General features: G+C 71.4%; 12 protein-coding genes. 9 read left to right on the top strand and 3 right to left on the bottom strand.

Annotated features, from left to right (window positions below):
• Window positions 1–123 precede the first annotated feature (123 nt).
• From ACIBU0_RS19255 to ACIBU0_RS19220, 8 genes are all read left to right on the top strand, one after another.
• The gene (locus ACIBU0_RS19255) at window positions 124–1,656 is read left to right on the top strand and encodes a ubiquitin-like domain-containing protein (RefSeq protein WP_398819437.1); all 1,533 of its coding nucleotides are present in this window, start codon (window positions 124–126) and stop codon (window positions 1,654–1,656) included.
• Window positions 1,657–1,831: 175 nt separating this feature from the next.
• A complete protein-coding gene (gene rsmA / locus ACIBU0_RS19250; RefSeq protein WP_398819434.1) occupies window positions 1,832–2,719 on the top strand; it encodes a 16S rRNA (adenine(1518)-N(6)/adenine(1519)-N(6))-dimethyltransferase RsmA in 888 nt (295 codons plus the stop codon).
• Window positions 2,720–3,637, top strand: coding sequence for a 4-(cytidine 5'-diphospho)-2-C-methyl-D-erythritol kinase (locus ACIBU0_RS19245; RefSeq protein WP_398819431.1), 918 nt, complete (start codon window positions 2,720–2,722; stop codon window positions 3,635–3,637).
• A 188-nt stretch (window positions 3,638–3,825) separates the two neighbouring features.
• Window positions 3,826–4,965: a peptidoglycan recognition family protein gene (locus ACIBU0_RS19240; protein ID WP_398819428.1), complete on the top strand. Its 1,140-nt coding sequence runs from the start codon at window positions 3,826–3,828 to the stop codon at window positions 4,963–4,965.
• 109 nt (window positions 4,966–5,074) lie between these two features.
• A complete protein-coding gene (locus ACIBU0_RS19235; RefSeq protein ID WP_398819425.1) occupies window positions 5,075–6,877 on the top strand; it encodes an ABC-F family ATP-binding cassette domain-containing protein in 1,803 nt (600 codons plus the stop codon).
• A 344-nt stretch (window positions 6,878–7,221) separates the two neighbouring features.
• Complete coding sequence (locus ACIBU0_RS19230; RefSeq protein WP_398819422.1) at window positions 7,222–9,075, top strand: PQQ-binding-like beta-propeller repeat protein; 1,854 nt, start codon at window positions 7,222–7,224, stop codon at window positions 9,073–9,075.
• 76 nt (window positions 9,076–9,151) lie between these two features.
• Complete coding sequence (locus ACIBU0_RS19225) at window positions 9,152–11,014, top strand: PQQ-binding-like beta-propeller repeat protein (RefSeq protein WP_398819420.1); 1,863 nt, start codon at window positions 9,152–9,154, stop codon at window positions 11,012–11,014.
• 332 nt (window positions 11,015–11,346) lie between these two features.
• Window positions 11,347–12,042 carry a LuxR C-terminal-related transcriptional regulator gene (locus tag ACIBU0_RS19220; protein ID WP_398819417.1) on the top strand — a complete coding sequence of 232 codons (696 nt, stop codon included), beginning with the start codon at window positions 11,347–11,349 and terminating at the stop codon, window positions 12,040–12,042.
• A gap of 590 nt (window positions 12,043–12,632) precedes the next feature.
• Here ACIBU0_RS19220 and ACIBU0_RS19215 read toward each other — a convergent pair.
• Together ACIBU0_RS19215 and ACIBU0_RS19210 are read right to left on the bottom strand one after the other, a co-directional pair.
• Complete coding sequence (locus ACIBU0_RS19215; RefSeq protein ID WP_398819414.1) at window positions 12,633–13,322, bottom strand: TetR/AcrR family transcriptional regulator; 690 nt, start codon at window positions 13,320–13,322, stop codon at window positions 12,633–12,635.
• Between the two features lie 397 nt (window positions 13,323–13,719).
• On the bottom strand, window positions 13,720–14,718 hold the full coding sequence (locus ACIBU0_RS19210) for an RNA polymerase sigma factor RpoD/SigA (protein WP_398819411.1): 999 nt from the start codon (window positions 14,716–14,718) through the stop codon (window positions 13,720–13,722).
• A 169-nt stretch (window positions 14,719–14,887) separates the two neighbouring features.
• On the opposite strand from ACIBU0_RS19210, the gene ACIBU0_RS19205 reads away from it, so the two are divergent.
• Entirely contained in the window at window positions 14,888–15,418 is a 531-nt protein-coding gene (locus ACIBU0_RS19205) for a GNAT family N-acetyltransferase (protein WP_398819409.1), read from the top strand.
• A 20-nt stretch (window positions 15,419–15,438) separates the two neighbouring features.
• Here the strand turns inward: ACIBU0_RS19205 and ACIBU0_RS19200 are convergent, their stop codons facing one another.
• A complete protein-coding gene (locus ACIBU0_RS19200) occupies window positions 15,439–16,224 on the bottom strand; it encodes a dioxygenase (protein WP_398819406.1) in 786 nt (261 codons plus the stop codon).
• Window positions 16,225–16,319 lie beyond the last annotated feature (95 nt).

Raw genomic sequence — 16,319 nt, 5'->3', positions numbered from 1 at the left:
GCTCGCGCGGCTACTCGCCGTGCCTGGCGGTGACTTTGGGTAGTCGAGTCGCTTTGGAGAGTCACCACCCCTCCGCTAGGTTCTGGGGCTCCGATCCGGACTCCTCCGCTGGAGCGTGTCGTCGTGAGCAACGCGCAGTTCGAGACGTATGGCCCGAGCCCGGCCCACGAGCCCCCGGCGTACGGCGGCTTCGACCCGTACAGCGCTCAGACGCTGGCGTACGGGGTGCAGGGAGCGCAGGGGGCGCTGGGGGTGCACGGGGCCCACGCGGCATACGGGGCTTACGCGGCGCGTGCCGCTACGGACACATACACGCCCGCGTACCAGGCGCACCAGACGTACGGCACATACGAGCCCTACGGGTCCTCCGCAGCCTCGGGAACCTACGGAGCTCACGGAGCTCACGGGGCTCACGGCGGATACGAGGCGAACGGGGCGCGCGAGGACACATACCGTCCGGCGTACGAGGAGGCGTCCGAGGCGGCGGCGCGCACACCCGTCGTGCGCCCCAGGAGCGGTCGGCGGGCCGCGCACCGGCGCAGGGCGCGCGCCGCCGAACGGGGGGACGGGACCATGCGCCGGCTGGTGCCGCAGGCGCTGGTCGTCGCGTTCCTCGCGGGTGGGACGACCGCCTTCGTCGCCAAGGACAAGGCGGTCGAGCTGAGCATCGACGGCAAGCCGCGCACCCTGCACACCTTCGCGGACGACGTCACCGAACTGCTGGCCGAGGAGGGTGTGGAGGTGGGGGCGCACGACGTGGTCGCGCCCGCGGGGGATGCCGCCCTGTCCAGCGGTGACGAGGTCGCGGTGCACTACGGGCGTCCCGTGCGGCTCACGATCGACGGCCAGCGACGCGAGGTGTGGACGACGGCGCACACGGTGGAGGCGGCGCTCCGGCAGTTGGGGGTGCGCGCGGAGGGGGCGTATCTGTCGACCTCGCGCTCCCGGCGCATCGGCCGCGAGGGGCTTGCGCTGGACGTACGCACCGAGCGCACGGTGACGATCATGGCGGACGGCCTGGCGCGCACCATCCGCACGAACGCGGCGACCGTGCGCGAGGTCGTGGAGCAGGCCGGCATCATCCTGCGCGGCCAGGACACCACGTCCGTCCCGCTCGAGACGTTCCCGCGCGACGGGCAGACGGTCACGGTCCTGCGGATCACCGGCCGCAAGGAGATCCGCGACGAGGCGATCGCGTTCGCCGTGGAACGCGTCGAGGACCCCTCGGTCTTCCGGGGCACGGAGATCGTCGAGCGGGCCGGGGTGCCCGGCCTGCGGCGCGTGACGTTCTCCTTCCGCACGGTCAACGGCGTCCGGCAGAAGCCGCGCCGGGTCAGGTCCGAGGTGGTGCGCGAGCCCCGGACCCAGATCGTGAAGGTCGGCACGAAGCCGCTGCCGACGTCCGTGCGCGGCGCGGACCGGCTGAACTGGCAGGGCCTCGCGGCGTGCGAGTCCGGGGGGCGGCCGGACGCGGTGGACTCCTCGGGGACGTACGGCGGCCTGTACCAGTTCGACACCCAGACCTGGCGAAGCCTCGGCGGCAAGGGGCGGCCGCAGGACGCACCGGCGGCGGAACAGACGCAGCGGGCGAAGAAGCTGTATGTGCGGCAGGGGGCGAGTCCTTGGCCGCATTGCGGGGGGCGGCTGCACAGGTGAGGCACGCGAGCCGGGGGCAGCGATGCGGCGTCCGGCGTGGGCGGCTCCCGACCGGAAGAAAGGCGGCACCCGGTAGCGGCGGGCGGCGCGACCCACCCCGCCCAGCCCAGCGCCCGGAACCCACAGCCAGGGCAGGCTGCACCGACGCCGCCCCGCACCCCCGTACCCTTGTCGGGTGAGCAGCCCCACCCCCGACGCCCTGCTGGGCCCCGCCGACATCCGTGAGCTGGCGGGGGCCCTCGGCGTCCGCCCCACCAAGCAGCGCGGCCAGAACTTCGTGATCGACGCGAACACGGTCCGCCGTATCGTCCGCACCGCGGAGGTCCGCCCCGACGACGTGGTCGTCGAGGTCGGCCCGGGGCTCGGCTCCCTCACCCTCGCCCTGCTGGAGGTCGCCGACCGCGTCACCGCCGTCGAGATCGACGACGTACTGGCCGCCGCGCTCCCCACCACCATCGCCGCCCGTATGCCGGAGCGCGCCGACCGTTTCGCGCTGGTGCACTCCGACGCGATGCACGTCACCGAGCTGCCGGGCCCGCCGCCCACCGCCCTGGTCGCCAACCTCCCCTACAACGTGGCCGTTCCGGTCCTCCTCCACATGCTCGACACCTTCCCGAGCATCGAACGCACGCTCGTCATGGTGCAGTCGGAGGTCGCCGACCGCCTCGCCGCCGGGCCCGGCTCCAAGGTGTACGGCGTTCCCTCCGTGAAGGCCAACTGGTACGCCGAGGTCAAGCGGGCCGGTGCCATCGGCCGCAATGTCTTCTGGCCCGCGCCGAACGTCGACAGCGGCCTGGTCTCCCTGACCCGGCGCACCGAACCGATCAAGACCACCGCCTCGAAGCGCGAGGTCTTCGCCGTCGTCGACGCGGCCTTCGCCCAGCGCCGCAAGACGCTGCGGGCCGCGCTCGCCGGCTGGGCGGGCTCCGCGGCGTTTGCCGAGGCGGCGCTCGTCGCCGCCGGGATCTCGCCGCAGGCACGCGGAGAGGCGCTGACCGTCGAGGAGTTCGCGCGCATCGCGGAGCACAAGGAAGCCGGCGCCCAGCACAAGGAGTCCGAGTAAGTGAGCGCGAGCGTCACCGTACGGGTCCCCGCCAAGGTCAACGTCCAGCTCGCGGTGGGCGCCGCCCGTCCCGACGGGTTCCATGACCTGGCCAATGTCTTCCTCGCCGTAAGCCTGTACGACGAGGTCACCGTGACCCCCTCGCCCGACGGCCTGCGCGTCACCTGTGAGGGCCCCGACGCCGACCAGGTCCCCCTGGACCGTACGAACCTCGCCGCCCGCGCGGCCGAGGCGCTCGCCGCGCGGTACGGCCGTACGCCCGACGTGCACCTCCACATCGCCAAGGACATCCCCGTCGCCGGCGGCATGGCGGGCGGCAGCGCGGACGGCGCGGGCGCGCTCCTCGCCTGCGACGCGCTGTGGGGCACGAACGCCTCCCGCACAGAACTCCTCGACATCTGCGCCGAGTTGGGCAGCGACGTGCCGTTCAGCCTGGTCGGCGGGGCCGCCCTCGGCACCGGGCGCGGCGAGAAACTGCGGACGCTCGACGTGGGCGGCGCCTTCCACTGGGTCTTCGCGATGGCCGACCGCGGGCTGTCCACACCCGCCGTCTTCCGTGAGTTCGACCGGCTCGGCGAGGGCACGGACATTCCCGAACCCGTCGCCTCCCAGCCGCTCCTCGACGCCCTCGCCAAGGGCGACCCCGACGCACTCGCCGCCGCCGTCTCCAACGACCTCCAGCCCGCCGCCCTCTCCCTCTTCCCGCAGCTCGCCGACACCCTTGCCGCGGGCAGCGCCGCAGGGGCGCTCACGGCGCTCGTCTCCGGCTCGGGCCCGACCACGGCCTTCCTCGCCCGCGACCCGGAGTCGGCGGCGAAGGTGGCCGATGCCCTGCGGGCGTCCGGCACTTGTCGCGCGGTGCGCACGGCGTCCGCGCCCGCGCCCGGTGCCACGGTCTTGGACGGCGCCCGCGCGTGACCCGCCGGTCACGAGTGGCGGTAAGCGGTACTCGCAAGTAGGCATTCTTCGCTCGATCTCCACACGGATGTACTGCAATCGCAGTACCCGTGGGACGGGTGGGGCGATTAGGGTCCCTTGACATTTCAAGCGCCGTGCCCCGGTCTGCCGGCGCGCCGTCAAGTGCACTTCTGGAAGGGGACACCCCCGTGTCCGAATCCCCCACCCCCACCCAGCCGACCCACCGTAGAAAGCGCTCCCTGTCCCGGCGTGGCATGATCGCCGCCGGTGGCGCGGTGGCCGCCGGAGCCGCGCTCACGCCGATGGTGTTCGCCTCCACCGACTCCGGCGGCACGGACAGCTCCGCGTCCGGCTCCGGCTCCGGCGACTCCGGTACGACGGACTCCGGTACGACGCCGGAGAAGTTCCCCGCCACCCGCTCCGAGGCCGCCACCGGCACCGGCGAGGCCACCACCGCCTTCGCCGCCTCCTACGTCGGGGTGCGCTGGTCGGGAGCGAAGGAGGGCGCCGCCATCCGGCTCGCGGACGGCGACTGGCAGACCCTCAAGAGCGGCTGCGCGAACCTTGAGGACGGCGGCACGGCCCTGGTCGCCGCCCGGAACACCACCGCGTACGAGGTGAAGGCGTCGAGCGACATCGACGGCGTGCTCTCGCTGGCGATCGACACCACCGACGGACCCGACCGCACCTTCCATGTGCCGAGCGAGCCCACGCGCGTGCGCGGCGTGCGCTACCTCTCGCGGCCGGCCTGGGGCGCCGACGAGTCCAAGCGGTACAAGGACGGCAAGGTCAACTCGCCCGAGAAGTACTACCCGCTCCAGATCATCACGGTCCACCACACCGCCACGCCGAACGACGATCCCGACCCGGCCGCGACGGTGCGCGCGATCTACGAGCTGCACGCGATCACCAACGACTGGGGCGACATCGGCTACCACTTCCTCATCGACGAGGCCGGCAACGTCTACGAGGGCCGCTACTCCGGCGACGACGGCATCCCGGCCTTCAACCCGGACGGCGACCTCGTCACCGGCTTCCACTCCGTGGGCTACAACTCGGGCGCCCTCGGCATCGCCCTGCTCGGCACCCTCAACGAGCAGCCCCCCACGGACGCGGCCAAGGCGTCCCTGATCCGGCTGATCAAGGTGATATCCCGGTTCAAGGGCCTGGACCCGCAGGCGCGGGTGACGTACACCAACCCCGTCAACGGCGCGAAGAAGGACACGAACACGGTCGGCGGTCACCGCGACTACTTCGCCACCGAGTGCCCGGGCCAGGTCATGTACGACCTCCTCGCCGAGGTCCGCGCGGCGGCCGCCCGTCGATGATGCGCCGCTGACCTGTGCGGGGATCAGCCACCGGCCGGCGCACATTAGGCTGGGAGGCTGACCCCGCGGCGGAGCCGCATGTCGACACAGCCCCCCGGGCAGGAGAGCAATGGCCGTCAACCTGGTCAATGTCGAGAACGTCAGCAAGGTGTACGGCACCCGTGCCCTGCTCGACGGTGTCTCGCTCGGCGTCTCCGAGGGCGATCGCATCGGCGTCGTGGGGCGCAACGGCGACGGCAAGACGACCCTGATCCGGATGCTGGCCAAGCTGGAGGAGGCCGACACCGGCCGGGTCACGCACTCCGGCGGGCTGCGCCTCGGCGTGCTCACGCAGCACGACTCGCTCGACCCCGAAGCCACCGTCCGGCACGAGGTCATCCGGGACATGGCCGACCACGAGTGGGCCGGGAACGCCAAGATCAGGGACGTGCTCACGGGGCTGTTCGGCGGGCTCGACCTGCCCGGGTTCCCGCAGGGCCTCGACACCGTCATCGGCCCCTTGTCCGGCGGTGAGCGGCGGCGCATCGCGCTCGCCAAGCTGCTCATCGAGGAACAGGACCTGATCGTCCTCGACGAGCCCACCAACCACCTCGACGTCGAGGGCATCGCCTGGCTCGCCCAGCACCTGCGCGAGCGGCGCTCGGCGCTCGTGTGCGTCACCCACGACCGCTGGTTCCTCGACCAGGTCTGCACCCGCATGTGGGACGTACAGCGCGGCACGGTCCACGAGTACGAGGGCGGCTACTCCGACTATGTCTTCGCGCGTGCCGAGCGCGAGCGCATCGCGGCCACGGAGGAGGTCAAGCGGCAGAACCTCGTCCGCAAGGAGCTCGCCTGGCTGCGGCGCGGCGCGCCCGCGCGCACCTCCAAGCCGCGCTTCAGGGTCGAGGCGGCCAACGAGCTCATCAAGGACGTACCGCCGCCCCGGGACAGCAGCGAGCTGATGAAGTTCGCCTCCTCCCGCCTCGGGAAGACGGTCTTCGACCTGGAGGACGTCACCGTCCAGGCCGGCCCCAAGATGCTGCTCAAGCATGTGACATGGCAGCTCGGGCCCGGCGACCGCATCGGTCTCGTCGGCGTCAACGGCGCCGGGAAGACGTCGTTGCTGCGCGCCATGGCGGAGGCCGCGCGCACCGAGGGCGAGGCGCAGCCGGCGGGTGGCCGGGTCGTCGTCGGCAAGACCGTCAAGCTCGCCTACCTCTCCCAGGAGGTCGCCGAACTCAACCCGAACTGGCGGGTGCTGGAGGCCGTCCAGGCGGTGCGCGAGCGCGTCGACCTCGGCAAGGGGCGCGAGATGACCGCCGGGCAGCTGTGCGAGACGTTCGGCTTCAGCAAGGAGAAGCAGTGGACGCCGGTGGGCGACCTGTCCGGCGGTGAGCGGCGCAGGCTGCAACTGCTGCGGCTGCTCATGGACGAGCCCAACGTCCTCTTCCTCGACGAGCCCACCAACGACCTCGACATCGAGACCCTCACCCAGCTCGAGGACCTCCTCGACGGCTGGCCGGGCTCGATGATCGTCATCTCCCACGACCGGTTCTTCGTCGAGCGGACCACGGACCGCGTGTTCGCCCTGCTCGGCGACGCCACCCTGCGCATGCTGCCGCGCGGCATCGACGAGTACCTGGAGCGGCGTCACCGCATGGAGGCGCAGGTCGCCGTCGCGGCCGCCACTCCGGCCGCCGAGAAGGCCGAGCGGAGCGCGGCCGATCTGCGGGCCGCGAAGAAGGAGTTGCAGAAGATCGAGCGGCAGCTCGACAAGATCTCCGAGAAGGAGACCACGCTGCACGCGCGGATCGCCGAGAACGCCACCGACTTCGCGAAGGTCGCCGAACTCGACGCCGAACTGCGCGACTTGGCAGGTCAGCGGGACGAACTGGAGCTGCGCTGGCTGGAACTCGCCGAAGAGGCGTAGGCGCTCCGCCGGGTGCCGCCATGTGGGGAGTGCCGCGATGGGTCGTCGTTCGGGTGCGGCGCCGTTGTGGCTGGTCGCGCCCACGCGGCGGGAGCCGCATATGGACAACAGCCCCGCGCCCCCAGGGGCGTTGGGGGACCGCCCTCGTGAAGGGGCTGTGAACGCGGATAACAGTGGCATCACGGGCCGGTCCTCCCTTGGGAACAGGGGCGGATGCGGCCCGGTGTGCTGTCGGTGGCGGGTGATAGAAAGGGCCGCCTGAGAACAGTCTGAGAAACGCTGGTGTGGCGGAAACGCGACGGCACAGGACGTGGCACCGCACCGGTCACAAGGGGGAACCGCTCATGAGCCAGCCGCCCAACCAGCCGCCGCAGGGCGGTTTCGGGGCACCGCAGGACCCGCGGCAGGGTGGCTTCGGAGCGCCGCAGCCCCCGCAGCCGGGTGCTGCGCAGACCCCGCCCCCACCGCCGGGCGCCCCCCAGACACCCCCGCCGCCCCAGGGCCCGCCGCAGACGCCGCCGCCCCCGCAGGGCCCGCCGCCGGCCGCCCCGCAGCCCGGTTACGGCTACCCGCAGCAGCCGCCGCAGCCCCAGCAGCCGGGGCAGGCCAACCCGTACGGTCAGCAGGGGCCGTACCCCTCCGGCCCGTACGCCCAGCCGCAGCAGCAGCCGGGGCCGTACGGCCAGCCGCAGCAGCCCGGCCCCTACGGCCAGCAGCCCGCCCAGGGTTACGGCTACCCGCCCCAGCCGCAGTACCCGGGCGCGCCCGGCTCCGGCTCGGGCAACCCCTTCAAGGGCAAGCCCGCCCTCGTCATCGGCGCGGCCGTCGCGGCGCTGCTCGTCATCGGCGGCACGGTGCTCGCCGTGACCCGTGGCGGCGACGACGACCCCAAGAAGCCGGTCGCGCAGGGCAGTGACGACCCGAAGGGCTCCGAGTCCCCGAGCGCGTCCGAGGACAGCGGCGGCGGTGCCGACCCGGAGAACCTCAACGGCGGCCGCCAGCCCGGCGAGGCGAAGGTGCTCTGGTACAAGCAGGCGCCCGACGCCCCCAAGTCCGGCGCCGACGCCCCCGGCCTGTGGATCACCGACAAGGCCGCGGTGAAGGCGGCGTACAAGCAGGTCTTCGCCTACAACATCACCGACGGCGAAGAGACGTGGGCCCCGATCAGCCTCCCGCAGAAGATCTGCGCGGTCACCCCGCAGAAGTCGGCCGACAACAAGATCGTCGTGGCGTACGAGAGCGGCACCAGCGACCGCGCCAAGTGCAACCAGCTCCAGCAGATCGACCTCACCACCGGCGCCAAGGGCTGGAAGGACACCGTCTCCAACGGCGAGTTGTTCGACAACACCATCAAGATCGACCTGTCCATCACCGGCAAGACCCTGATGGTGGGCCGCGCCCAGTCCGGCACGGCGTACGACGTCAACAGCGGCGGCAAGCTGTGGGAGAAGAAGCGGTACGGCGACAAGTGCTTCCCGGACGCTTTCGCGGGCGGCGAGAAGCTGATCGCCGTGGCGTCCTGCGACGCCACCGGTAGCAACGAGCACGACGAGATCCAGGAGCTCGACCCGGCGACCGGCAAGGCCAAGTGGACCCAGAAGTACGACAAGGGCTGGCAGATCGCCCGCGTCTTCTCCATCGACCCGTTGGTCGTCTACAGCACCAACGAGGACAAGAAGGCCTGGAACATCTCCACCCTCGGCTCCGGCGGCAAGTTCCGCTCGGAGGTCGGCGTCGACCTGAAGATCGGCGTCGAGTGCGGCTGGGCCATCCTCGAACGCAACCTGCGGGGCTGCTCCGGTGTGGCCGCCGACGCGAACACGCTCTACCTGCCCACCGAGTCGACCAGCAGCGCCAACGAGATCGTCGCGATCGACCTCTCCAACGGCAAGGAGAAGTGGCGCGTGAAGTCCCCCGTGGACGAGCCGATGCTGCCCATCAAGGTCGAGGACGGCAAGCTCATCGCCTACGCCAAGCCGTCGTACGACGCGGGCGGCCAGGTGCTGTCGATCCCGGTGACCGGCGGCAGCCACCAGCCGGCGAAGCTGCTGCAGAACCCGGCGAGCACCGTAAGCGTCGAGAACAGCTTCTTCTCCCGGGCGTACGACTGGGTCGACGGGCGCTTCTACCTCGCGAGCACCCGGCTGAGCGGCAACGACGAAGCGAAGGAGAAGCTGATCCTCGCCTTCGGCAAGTGAGGCGAGCGCCCGTCCCGTTCTCCCCTTCCGCCGTCCCCACCGCGTCCGTCGCCCTGTCCCCCGAGGTACCCACGCCATGACCCAGCCGCCTCCGCCGCCCCATCAGCCCCCGCCCGGGGGAGGGTTCGGCCCGCCGCAGGACCAGCCGCCCCAGCAGCCGGGTGGTGGCTTCGGCGCGCCCCAGCAGCCGCCCGCGCAGCCTCCGCAGGCGCCGCAGCCCGCAGGGGCGCCGGGCTACGGCTACCCGCAGACACCTCAAGGTCCGCCCACGCCGCCGCAGCCCGCGTACGGCTACCCGCAGGCGCCCCAGGGCGCCCCGCAGACACCCCCGCCCGCCGCCCCGCCCGGGTACGGCCATCCCGGCCAGCAGCCCGGTGCGTACGGTCAGCCGCAGAACCCGTACGGGCAGCAGCCGCCGGGCTACGGCTATCCGCACGCGACCACGCCGATGCACCCCCAGTCCGGCGGGCCGGGCGGCGGCGGCCGGAAGGTCAACACGCAACTCGCCGTCATCGTGGCGGCCGTCGTCGCGATCGCGCTGGTCATCGGCGGTGTCGTGCTGTACAAGCAGTCCGGTGACGAGGGCGGCAAGGACGACACCGCCAGCTCCAGCGGCGGCACGGGCGGCGGGGACAACGGCAACGGCAGCGGCGGCGGGAGCACCACCCCCGGCAAGGAGAAGGTGCCGTCCGACCCCAACTCCCAGGTCCTCTTCCAGATCCCGGCGCCCGCTGTCCCCGACGACAGCAGCATCACCGTGTCCGGCTCGTGGCTCACCGACCGGACGTACGTCAAGAGCGGCGTCTACGAGATCGTCGGCTACGACCCCGACAAGGGCACCGAGTTGTGGACGATCCCGCTGCCGGGCCCCGTCTGCCAGGCCAGCAGGCGCACCACCGAGGACAACCTGACGGCCATCGCCTTCGAGCCCGCGAAGCCGACCAAGGACAAGCCCTCGCACGGCTGCACCCAGGTCGCGGCGATCGACCTGGACGCCGGCAAGAAGCTGTGGACGAAGACCGCCAAGGTCGAGGGCGAACCGATCCGGTACGACAACCTCACCGTCAGCGGCGGCACCGTCGCGGCCGGCGGCACCAGAGGCGGTGCCGCCTTCGACATCAGGTCCGGCAAGCAGCTGTGGGTCCCCAAGCCCGAGAACGCCTGCTACGACCTCGGGTACGCAGGCGGCGAGAAGCTGGTCGCGGTCGCCAAGTGCGGCGGCTACGACAATCCCCAGCTGCACATCCAGACGATCGACCAGAAGACGGGGCGGGTGATCTCGGAGTACAAGATGGCCGAGGGCGTCGAGTACGCCAGCGTCATCTCCACCGAGCCGCTCGTCGTGGCCGCCGAGGTCGGCCAGTCCAAGGACGCCATCGGGATCACGGACGTCTTCTCGATCGACAACAAGACCGGCAAGCTGCGCATCCGCATCTCCGTGCCGGGCGACCAGTTCGCGGCCCGCTGCTCCGGCGTCACCGCCATCGAGTCCTGCACGGGAGTCGTGGTGGGCAACGACCGGCTCTACGTGGAGACCGAGGAACACCAGGGCGGCGGCGAGTACGGCCGGACCAACGAGATCGTCGCGTTCGACCTGACCACCGGCAAGCAGACCGGGCAGCGTGCGGATGCGGGCGACCGGTACACGATCACGCCGCTGCGCATGGACGGCGGCAACATCATCGCGTACAAGCGTCCGCCGTACGACAAGGGCGGGCAGATCGTCAGCATCGACGGGGGCAGCTTCAAGGAGACGAAGCTGCTGGAGAACCCGGCCGCGAGGACGGTGCGCGATGCGGAGACGCGTATGTCTCCGGAATACGCCGAGATCGTCTATGCGCAGGGGCGGCTGTACATGGCGGAGAAGTTCGCCAGCGATCTGGGCAGTTCGTTCCAGAAGAAGTACCACGTGATCGCGTTCGGCCGTACGGCGGACTGAGGCGGACCGACGCGGACTGACGAATCGGTCGAGAGGTGACGGCCCCGTTCCTGGTCAGGAGCGGGGCCGTGCGCTTACCGTTCATCGTCCTCGAATGCGGGAAAAGCCAGAAATTCCGCCGTTCCGGGGCACTTCTGCCCGGGAGGGGGAGCGCAATGTCGAACAAGCGTGTAGCTTCCGGGGGCATGAAAGGCGGGGGAGCCGGGAGGGGGCTTCTGTCCGCGTGGACCAGTGGGCATCCATAGCGGGGCCTCCGCAGTGAGGCATCCGGACCGGCGCGGCCGGTCCTGGGCAGTGATGGGGATCCATTGGGGGGACTGGGGGGTTGCTCGATGGGAGTGCGGCTCATGGTGGTCGACGACCACCGATTGCTCGCCGAGGCACTGGCTTCGGCGCTGAAGCTGCGGGGGCACCGGGTGCTGGCCGCGGCGGCGCCTGCCGCGGGGGCGGCGGAGCTGGTGATCACGCGGGCGCCGGAGGTGTGCCTGCTGGGGACGGCGACGCCGGCGGAGCCCGGGATATTCGACCCGGTGCTGAAGATCAAGCGGGAACGCCCTCAGGTCGCGGTGCTGGTACTGGGCCCTGTGCCGAGCCCGCGCGGCATCGCGGCGGCGTTCGCGGCGGGGGCCTCCGGCTATGTGCGGCACGACGAGCGCATCGAGGGTGTCGAGCGGGCGATCATGAAGGCACGGGCGGGGGAGGCGGCGGTGGCGCCACAGCTGCTGCAGGGGGCGTTCAGTGAGCTGCTCAACCCCGCGGCTCAACCGGACGACGAGGGGCAGCGGCTGCTGCAGATGCTCACGCCCCGGGAGGTCGAGGTCCTGGTCCGCGTGGCCGACGGCGAGGACACCCGCCTGATCGCCGCGGGCATGGGCATCGCCCCCTCGACGGCACGCACCCATGTCCAACGGGTCCTGATGAAGCTGGGAGTCGGTTCAAGACTGGAGGCGGCGGCGCTGGCGGCCCGGACGGGGTTGCTGGACCGGGCGGGGCCGGTGCCGTCGGGGGAGGGCGGGCCGCTCGGGTGACGGTTGCCGTTGCCTCCGGCGGTTGGGCGGGGGTGCCTGCGGCGGCCTGTGCGGGGTGAGTGGGGGTGCGCGTGATGCCTGCGGCGCCTGTGCGGGTGGGGTGGGGGTGCGCGTAGCGCCTGCGGGCGGTGGGGGGTCGGGGCCGCGCCGGGGGGTGTCCGTCCTCGGTCGGGCGGTTGCCGTTGGGCAGAGAGGTGCTCTCTTTTGACGCCCGCCGCTGCGGGCGAACACCCCCCGGCACGTCCCCTTCCCGCCGCGGGCGACTGCGGGCCCGTGGGGGTACGCCCCGCTTCTCGAGCGCCGGTCCCGACGTTTCAGCCCGTCCGGCGTTCGAGGATGAGCGAAGCAGTCCCGATCCCCCACCCACCCGTAGGGGGCTCCGCTTCTCGACGCCCGTGTTGGCATTTCGGCTGGTCCGGGCGTTTGAGGGTGGGTGGAGCCGTCCCGATCCCCACCCACCATCAGGGGGCTCCCCCTCTCGACGCCGGTGCCGGCGATTCAGCCCGTCCGGCGTTTGAGGACGAGGCCCCTTCAGGGCCGAAGCGGGGGGCTGGGGGCCGCAGGTCCCCAGCACGGCCCGCGCCGGCCCCTCACGGCACCGCAATGTCCTCCCACGGGAAATCCCTCAGGGCCCCCAGATTCCGCATCGCCAGTGCCGCCGGACCCTCCGGCCCCTCGGGCGGCGCCTCGCCCGACGCCCAGGTCTCGACGGCGACGCGTACGGCCGCGGCGGCCACGGTGGCGGCGAAGCGGAGGTCGGGGGACGAGGGGACGGCAACGTTGTCGGGGGCGTCCGAAGGGGCGGTGGTTCTCTCGGACAGCACCGCCGCCAGACTGGCCTCCCCCTCATGGCACACCTGCGCCCACACCTTCCGCAGCGCGGGGCTCGTCGTGGCCAGGCGGACCAGGGTGCGGATCCACTCCCAGGAGGACGCGGACACGCCCGCGCCCGGCGTCAGGGTGTACCGGACGGCGTGTTCCAGAGCCTCGGGTACGGACAGGTCGGCGGGGGCGTTCCGGACCGCGGCCGACCAGCGGTCGGCGCCGGCCGCGTAGAGGGGGGCCACCGCCTCCTCCTTGGTGGCGAAGTAGCGGTAGAAGGTGCGCGGCGCGACTCCGGCGGCCTGGGCGATGTCCTCGGCCCGGGTGGCCCGCAGACCCTGTTTGACGAAGAGGCCGGCCGCGGCGCGGGCGATCTCCATGCGGGTCGCCGCCTTGCGTCGCTCTGTCAGCGAGGGGGGCGTGGCGGCGGAGGGCTGTGCGGGGGTGGAGCTGCTCACGTCCGGCAGGCTATGCCCATGTGGCACAATCTGCCATCCGGGTGGGCCACCCCGTGGTTCAGGTACGGGGTGGCCCACCCGTCCGGCCTGTCCGGGCTCCGGAGCCCAAGGAGCCGGGCCCCGGCACCCAGGGGGGATAGGCGCCGAAGCCCGGCTCGGGGAGAGTCCCGGCGCCGGGGGGAGTGCGTCGGGACTTGGCTTGTTGGTGGTCGGTCAGGTCTGTGGTGAGGGGACTGACGGGTCCGTGATGCGTCCGTCGGGGCCGGTCCGGGGTCCAGGACCGGTGACCTCAGGGCTCGAACTTCCTTGCCCTGAGGTCTTGTTCCCGGGGGCCAGTCGGTTGAAGCGGCGTTACATCGCCATGTTTGCGCGGTCTTTCGCCACCCGGCGTACGCCGTTACGCCGCCGCGTCGAAGCCGGTGCTGCGCGCCAGCTTCTTCAGCTCCAGCAGGGCGTGCTTCTCGATCTGCCGGATCCGCTCGCGCGTCAGTCCGTGCTCCTTGCCGACCTCGGTCAGGGTGCGCTCCCGGCCGTCCTCGATGCCGTACCGCATCTTGATGATGGACGCCGTGCGCTGGTCGAGGCGGCCGATCAGGTCGTCCAGTTCCTCGCTGCGGAGGAGGGTCAGGACGGACTGTTCGGGAGAGACTGCCGACGTGTCCTCCAGCAGGTCGCCGAACTGGGTCTCGCCCTCGTCGTCCACCGACATGTTGAGGGAGACCGGGTCACGGGCCCAGTCGAGGACGTCCGAGACGCGCTCCGGGGTCGAGCCGAGCTCGGCGGCGATCTCGGCGGGCTCCGGGTCCCGGCCGTTCTCCCGGTTGAACTCGCGCTGGACCCGGCGGATGCGGCCCAGCTCCTCGACCAGGTGGACGGGGAGGCGGATGGTGCGGGACTGGTCGGCTATCGAGCGGGTGATGGCCTGACGGATCCACCACGTCGCGTACGTCGAGAACTTGAAGCCCTTGCGGTAGTCGAACTTCTCCACCGCGCGCACCAGACCGGCGTTGCCCTCCTGGATCAGGTCGAGCAGGGGCAGGCCGCTGCGGGGGTAGCGGCGGGCCACCGCGACGACCAGGCGGAGGTTGGAGCGGATGAAGATGTCCTTGGCGCGCTCTCCCTCGGCCACCAGGGCTTCGAGTTCTTCACGGGTGGCGTCCGCCTTGGACTCCTCGTATCCGTCGAGGACCTGCCTTGCGAACACACCCGCTTCGATGATCTGCGACAGCTCGACCTCTTTGGCGGCGTCGAGCAGCGGCGTACGCGCGATCTCGTCGAGGTACATGCCGACCAGGTCGCGGTCCGCGATCTCGCCGCCATGGGCGCGAACACTGCTTGCCGCGTCGACGGCCTCGCCGGTGGCGGACTGACGACGGGCGACGGCACGGGTTGCCATGCGTGCTCCCTTGCGATGTGGGCTGGCGGGTGGTCCGTGAACGCTTGGGACTCTCCTCGAGTGCCCGGCATTCGATGGAAACAACGACTGGAATCAGGACAGAATTCCCAACCCGCCCCCCTATTTTTCTGATCTTGCAGTACCCTGTCCGGCCACACGAGGAGGCCCGATGCCGTCGGAACGTAGAGAGGTGCAGGTCAGGCCGGGGGTCGACAGCGACCTCGCCGCCCTCACCGACATCTACAACCACTACGCACGTGAGACGCCCATCACCTTCGATACCGCGGTCTTCACGCCGGAAGAGCGCCGCCCTTGGCTGCTCTCCCACCCTGAAGACGGGCCGCATCGGCTGATGGTTGCCGTGGAGGCGGACGCCGGAGGCAATTCACAGCGGATTCTCGGGTACGCCACATCCAGCGCCTTCCGGGTGAAGCCCGCCTACGAGACCTCCGTCGAGGTGACGGTCTACCTCGCGCCGGACGCCGGGCGGCGCGGTGTCGGCACCCTTCTCTACAAGGCCCTGTTCGAGGCCCTGGCCGGGGAGGACGTGCACCGCGCCTACGCGGGCATCGCCCAGCCGAACGAGGCGTCCGTGCGGCTGCACGAGCGCTTCGGCTTCCGGTACGTCGGCACATACCGCGAGGTGGGCCGCAAGTTCGGCCGGTACTGGGACGTCGCCTGGTACGAGAAGGAGCTCTGAGTCCGGGCGGGAGGCGAGCCTCAGCCGAACTGCACCGACCTCTTCGCCAGCCCCATCCAGAACCCGTCGATCACGGACTTCTGGCCGTCCAGTTCGCCCGCCGCGTCCGCCGCGCCCATCGTCACGAACAGCGGGGCGAAGTGCTCGGTGCGCGGGTGGGCGTAGCGGCCGGCCGGGGCCTTGTGGAGGAAGTCCAGCAGCCCGTCCCAGTCGCGGCTCTCCAGTGCCCGGCGGCCCCAGTCGTCGAACTCCACCGACCAGGCGGGGATGCCGCCCTGGCGCAGGGCGGCCAGGTTGTGGGTGAAGAAGCCGGAGCCGACGATCAGGACGCCCTCGTCGCGCAGCGGCGCCAGCTTGCGGCCGATCTCCATCAGCTTCAGCGGGTCCAGGGTCGGCATGGAGATCTGCAGGACGGGGATGTCGGCCTCGGGGTACATCTCGACGAGCGGGACGTAGGCGCCGTGGTCGAGGCCGCGGTCCGGGAAGTCCTGCACGGGTATGCCGGGGGCGCGCAGCAGTTTCCGTACGGACTCGGCGAGTTGGGGAGCGCCGGGCGCGGCGTACCTCACCTGGTAGTAGTGCTCGGGGAATCCCCAGAAGTCGTAGACGAGAGGAACGGTCGCGGTGGCACCGATGGCGAGCGGGGCCTCCTCCCAGTGGGCGGAGACCATGAGGATCGCCTTGGGGCGTGGCAGGCCGGCCGACCAGGCGGCGAGCTCACCGGGCCATACGGGATCGTCCGCGAGCGGCGGTGCGCCGTGGCTGAGGTAGAGAGCAGGCATGCGCTCCTGCGTGGCGGCGGACATGGTGGTGGCTCCCTCCGGGGACCTGAAGTCTCAGTTGCTTCAAATCTAAAACTTGTGTCCGACCGTACGCCCAGGTAGTTAAAACTTCAAGGAGA

The organism is Streptomyces sp. NPDC049627, assembly GCF_044465645.1.
In the GTDB taxonomy this organism is placed as follows: domain Bacteria; phylum Actinomycetota; class Actinomycetes; order Streptomycetales; family Streptomycetaceae; genus Streptomyces.
Note: the sequence above shows the minus strand (reverse complement) of the source record. Positions and strands in the feature narration are given on the sequence as shown.

What these genes read in the sequence shown, in the direction of transcription:
- ACIBU0_RS19200 (WP_398819406.1), bottom strand. Translation starts at nt 16,224, where the DNA reads ATGTCCGCCGCCACGCAGGAGCGCATGCCTGCTCTCTACCTCAGCCAC.
- ACIBU0_RS19225 (WP_398819420.1), top strand. Translation starts at nt 9,152, where the DNA reads ATGACCCAGCCGCCTCCGCCGCCCCATCAGCCCCCGCCCGGGGGAGGG.
- ACIBU0_RS19220 (WP_398819417.1), top strand. Translation starts at nt 11,347, where the DNA reads ATGGGAGTGCGGCTCATGGTGGTCGACGACCACCGATTGCTCGCCGAG.
- ACIBU0_RS19230 (WP_398819422.1), top strand. Translation starts at nt 7,222, where the DNA reads ATGAGCCAGCCGCCCAACCAGCCGCCGCAGGGCGGTTTCGGGGCACCG.
- ACIBU0_RS19210 (WP_398819411.1), bottom strand. Translation starts at nt 14,718, where the DNA reads ATGGCAACCCGTGCCGTCGCCCGTCGTCAGTCCGCCACCGGCGAGGCC.
- ACIBU0_RS19235 (WP_398819425.1), top strand. Translation starts at nt 5,075, where the DNA reads ATGGCCGTCAACCTGGTCAATGTCGAGAACGTCAGCAAGGTGTACGGC.
- ACIBU0_RS19205 (WP_398819409.1), top strand. Translation starts at nt 14,888, where the DNA reads ATGCCGTCGGAACGTAGAGAGGTGCAGGTCAGGCCGGGGGTCGACAGC.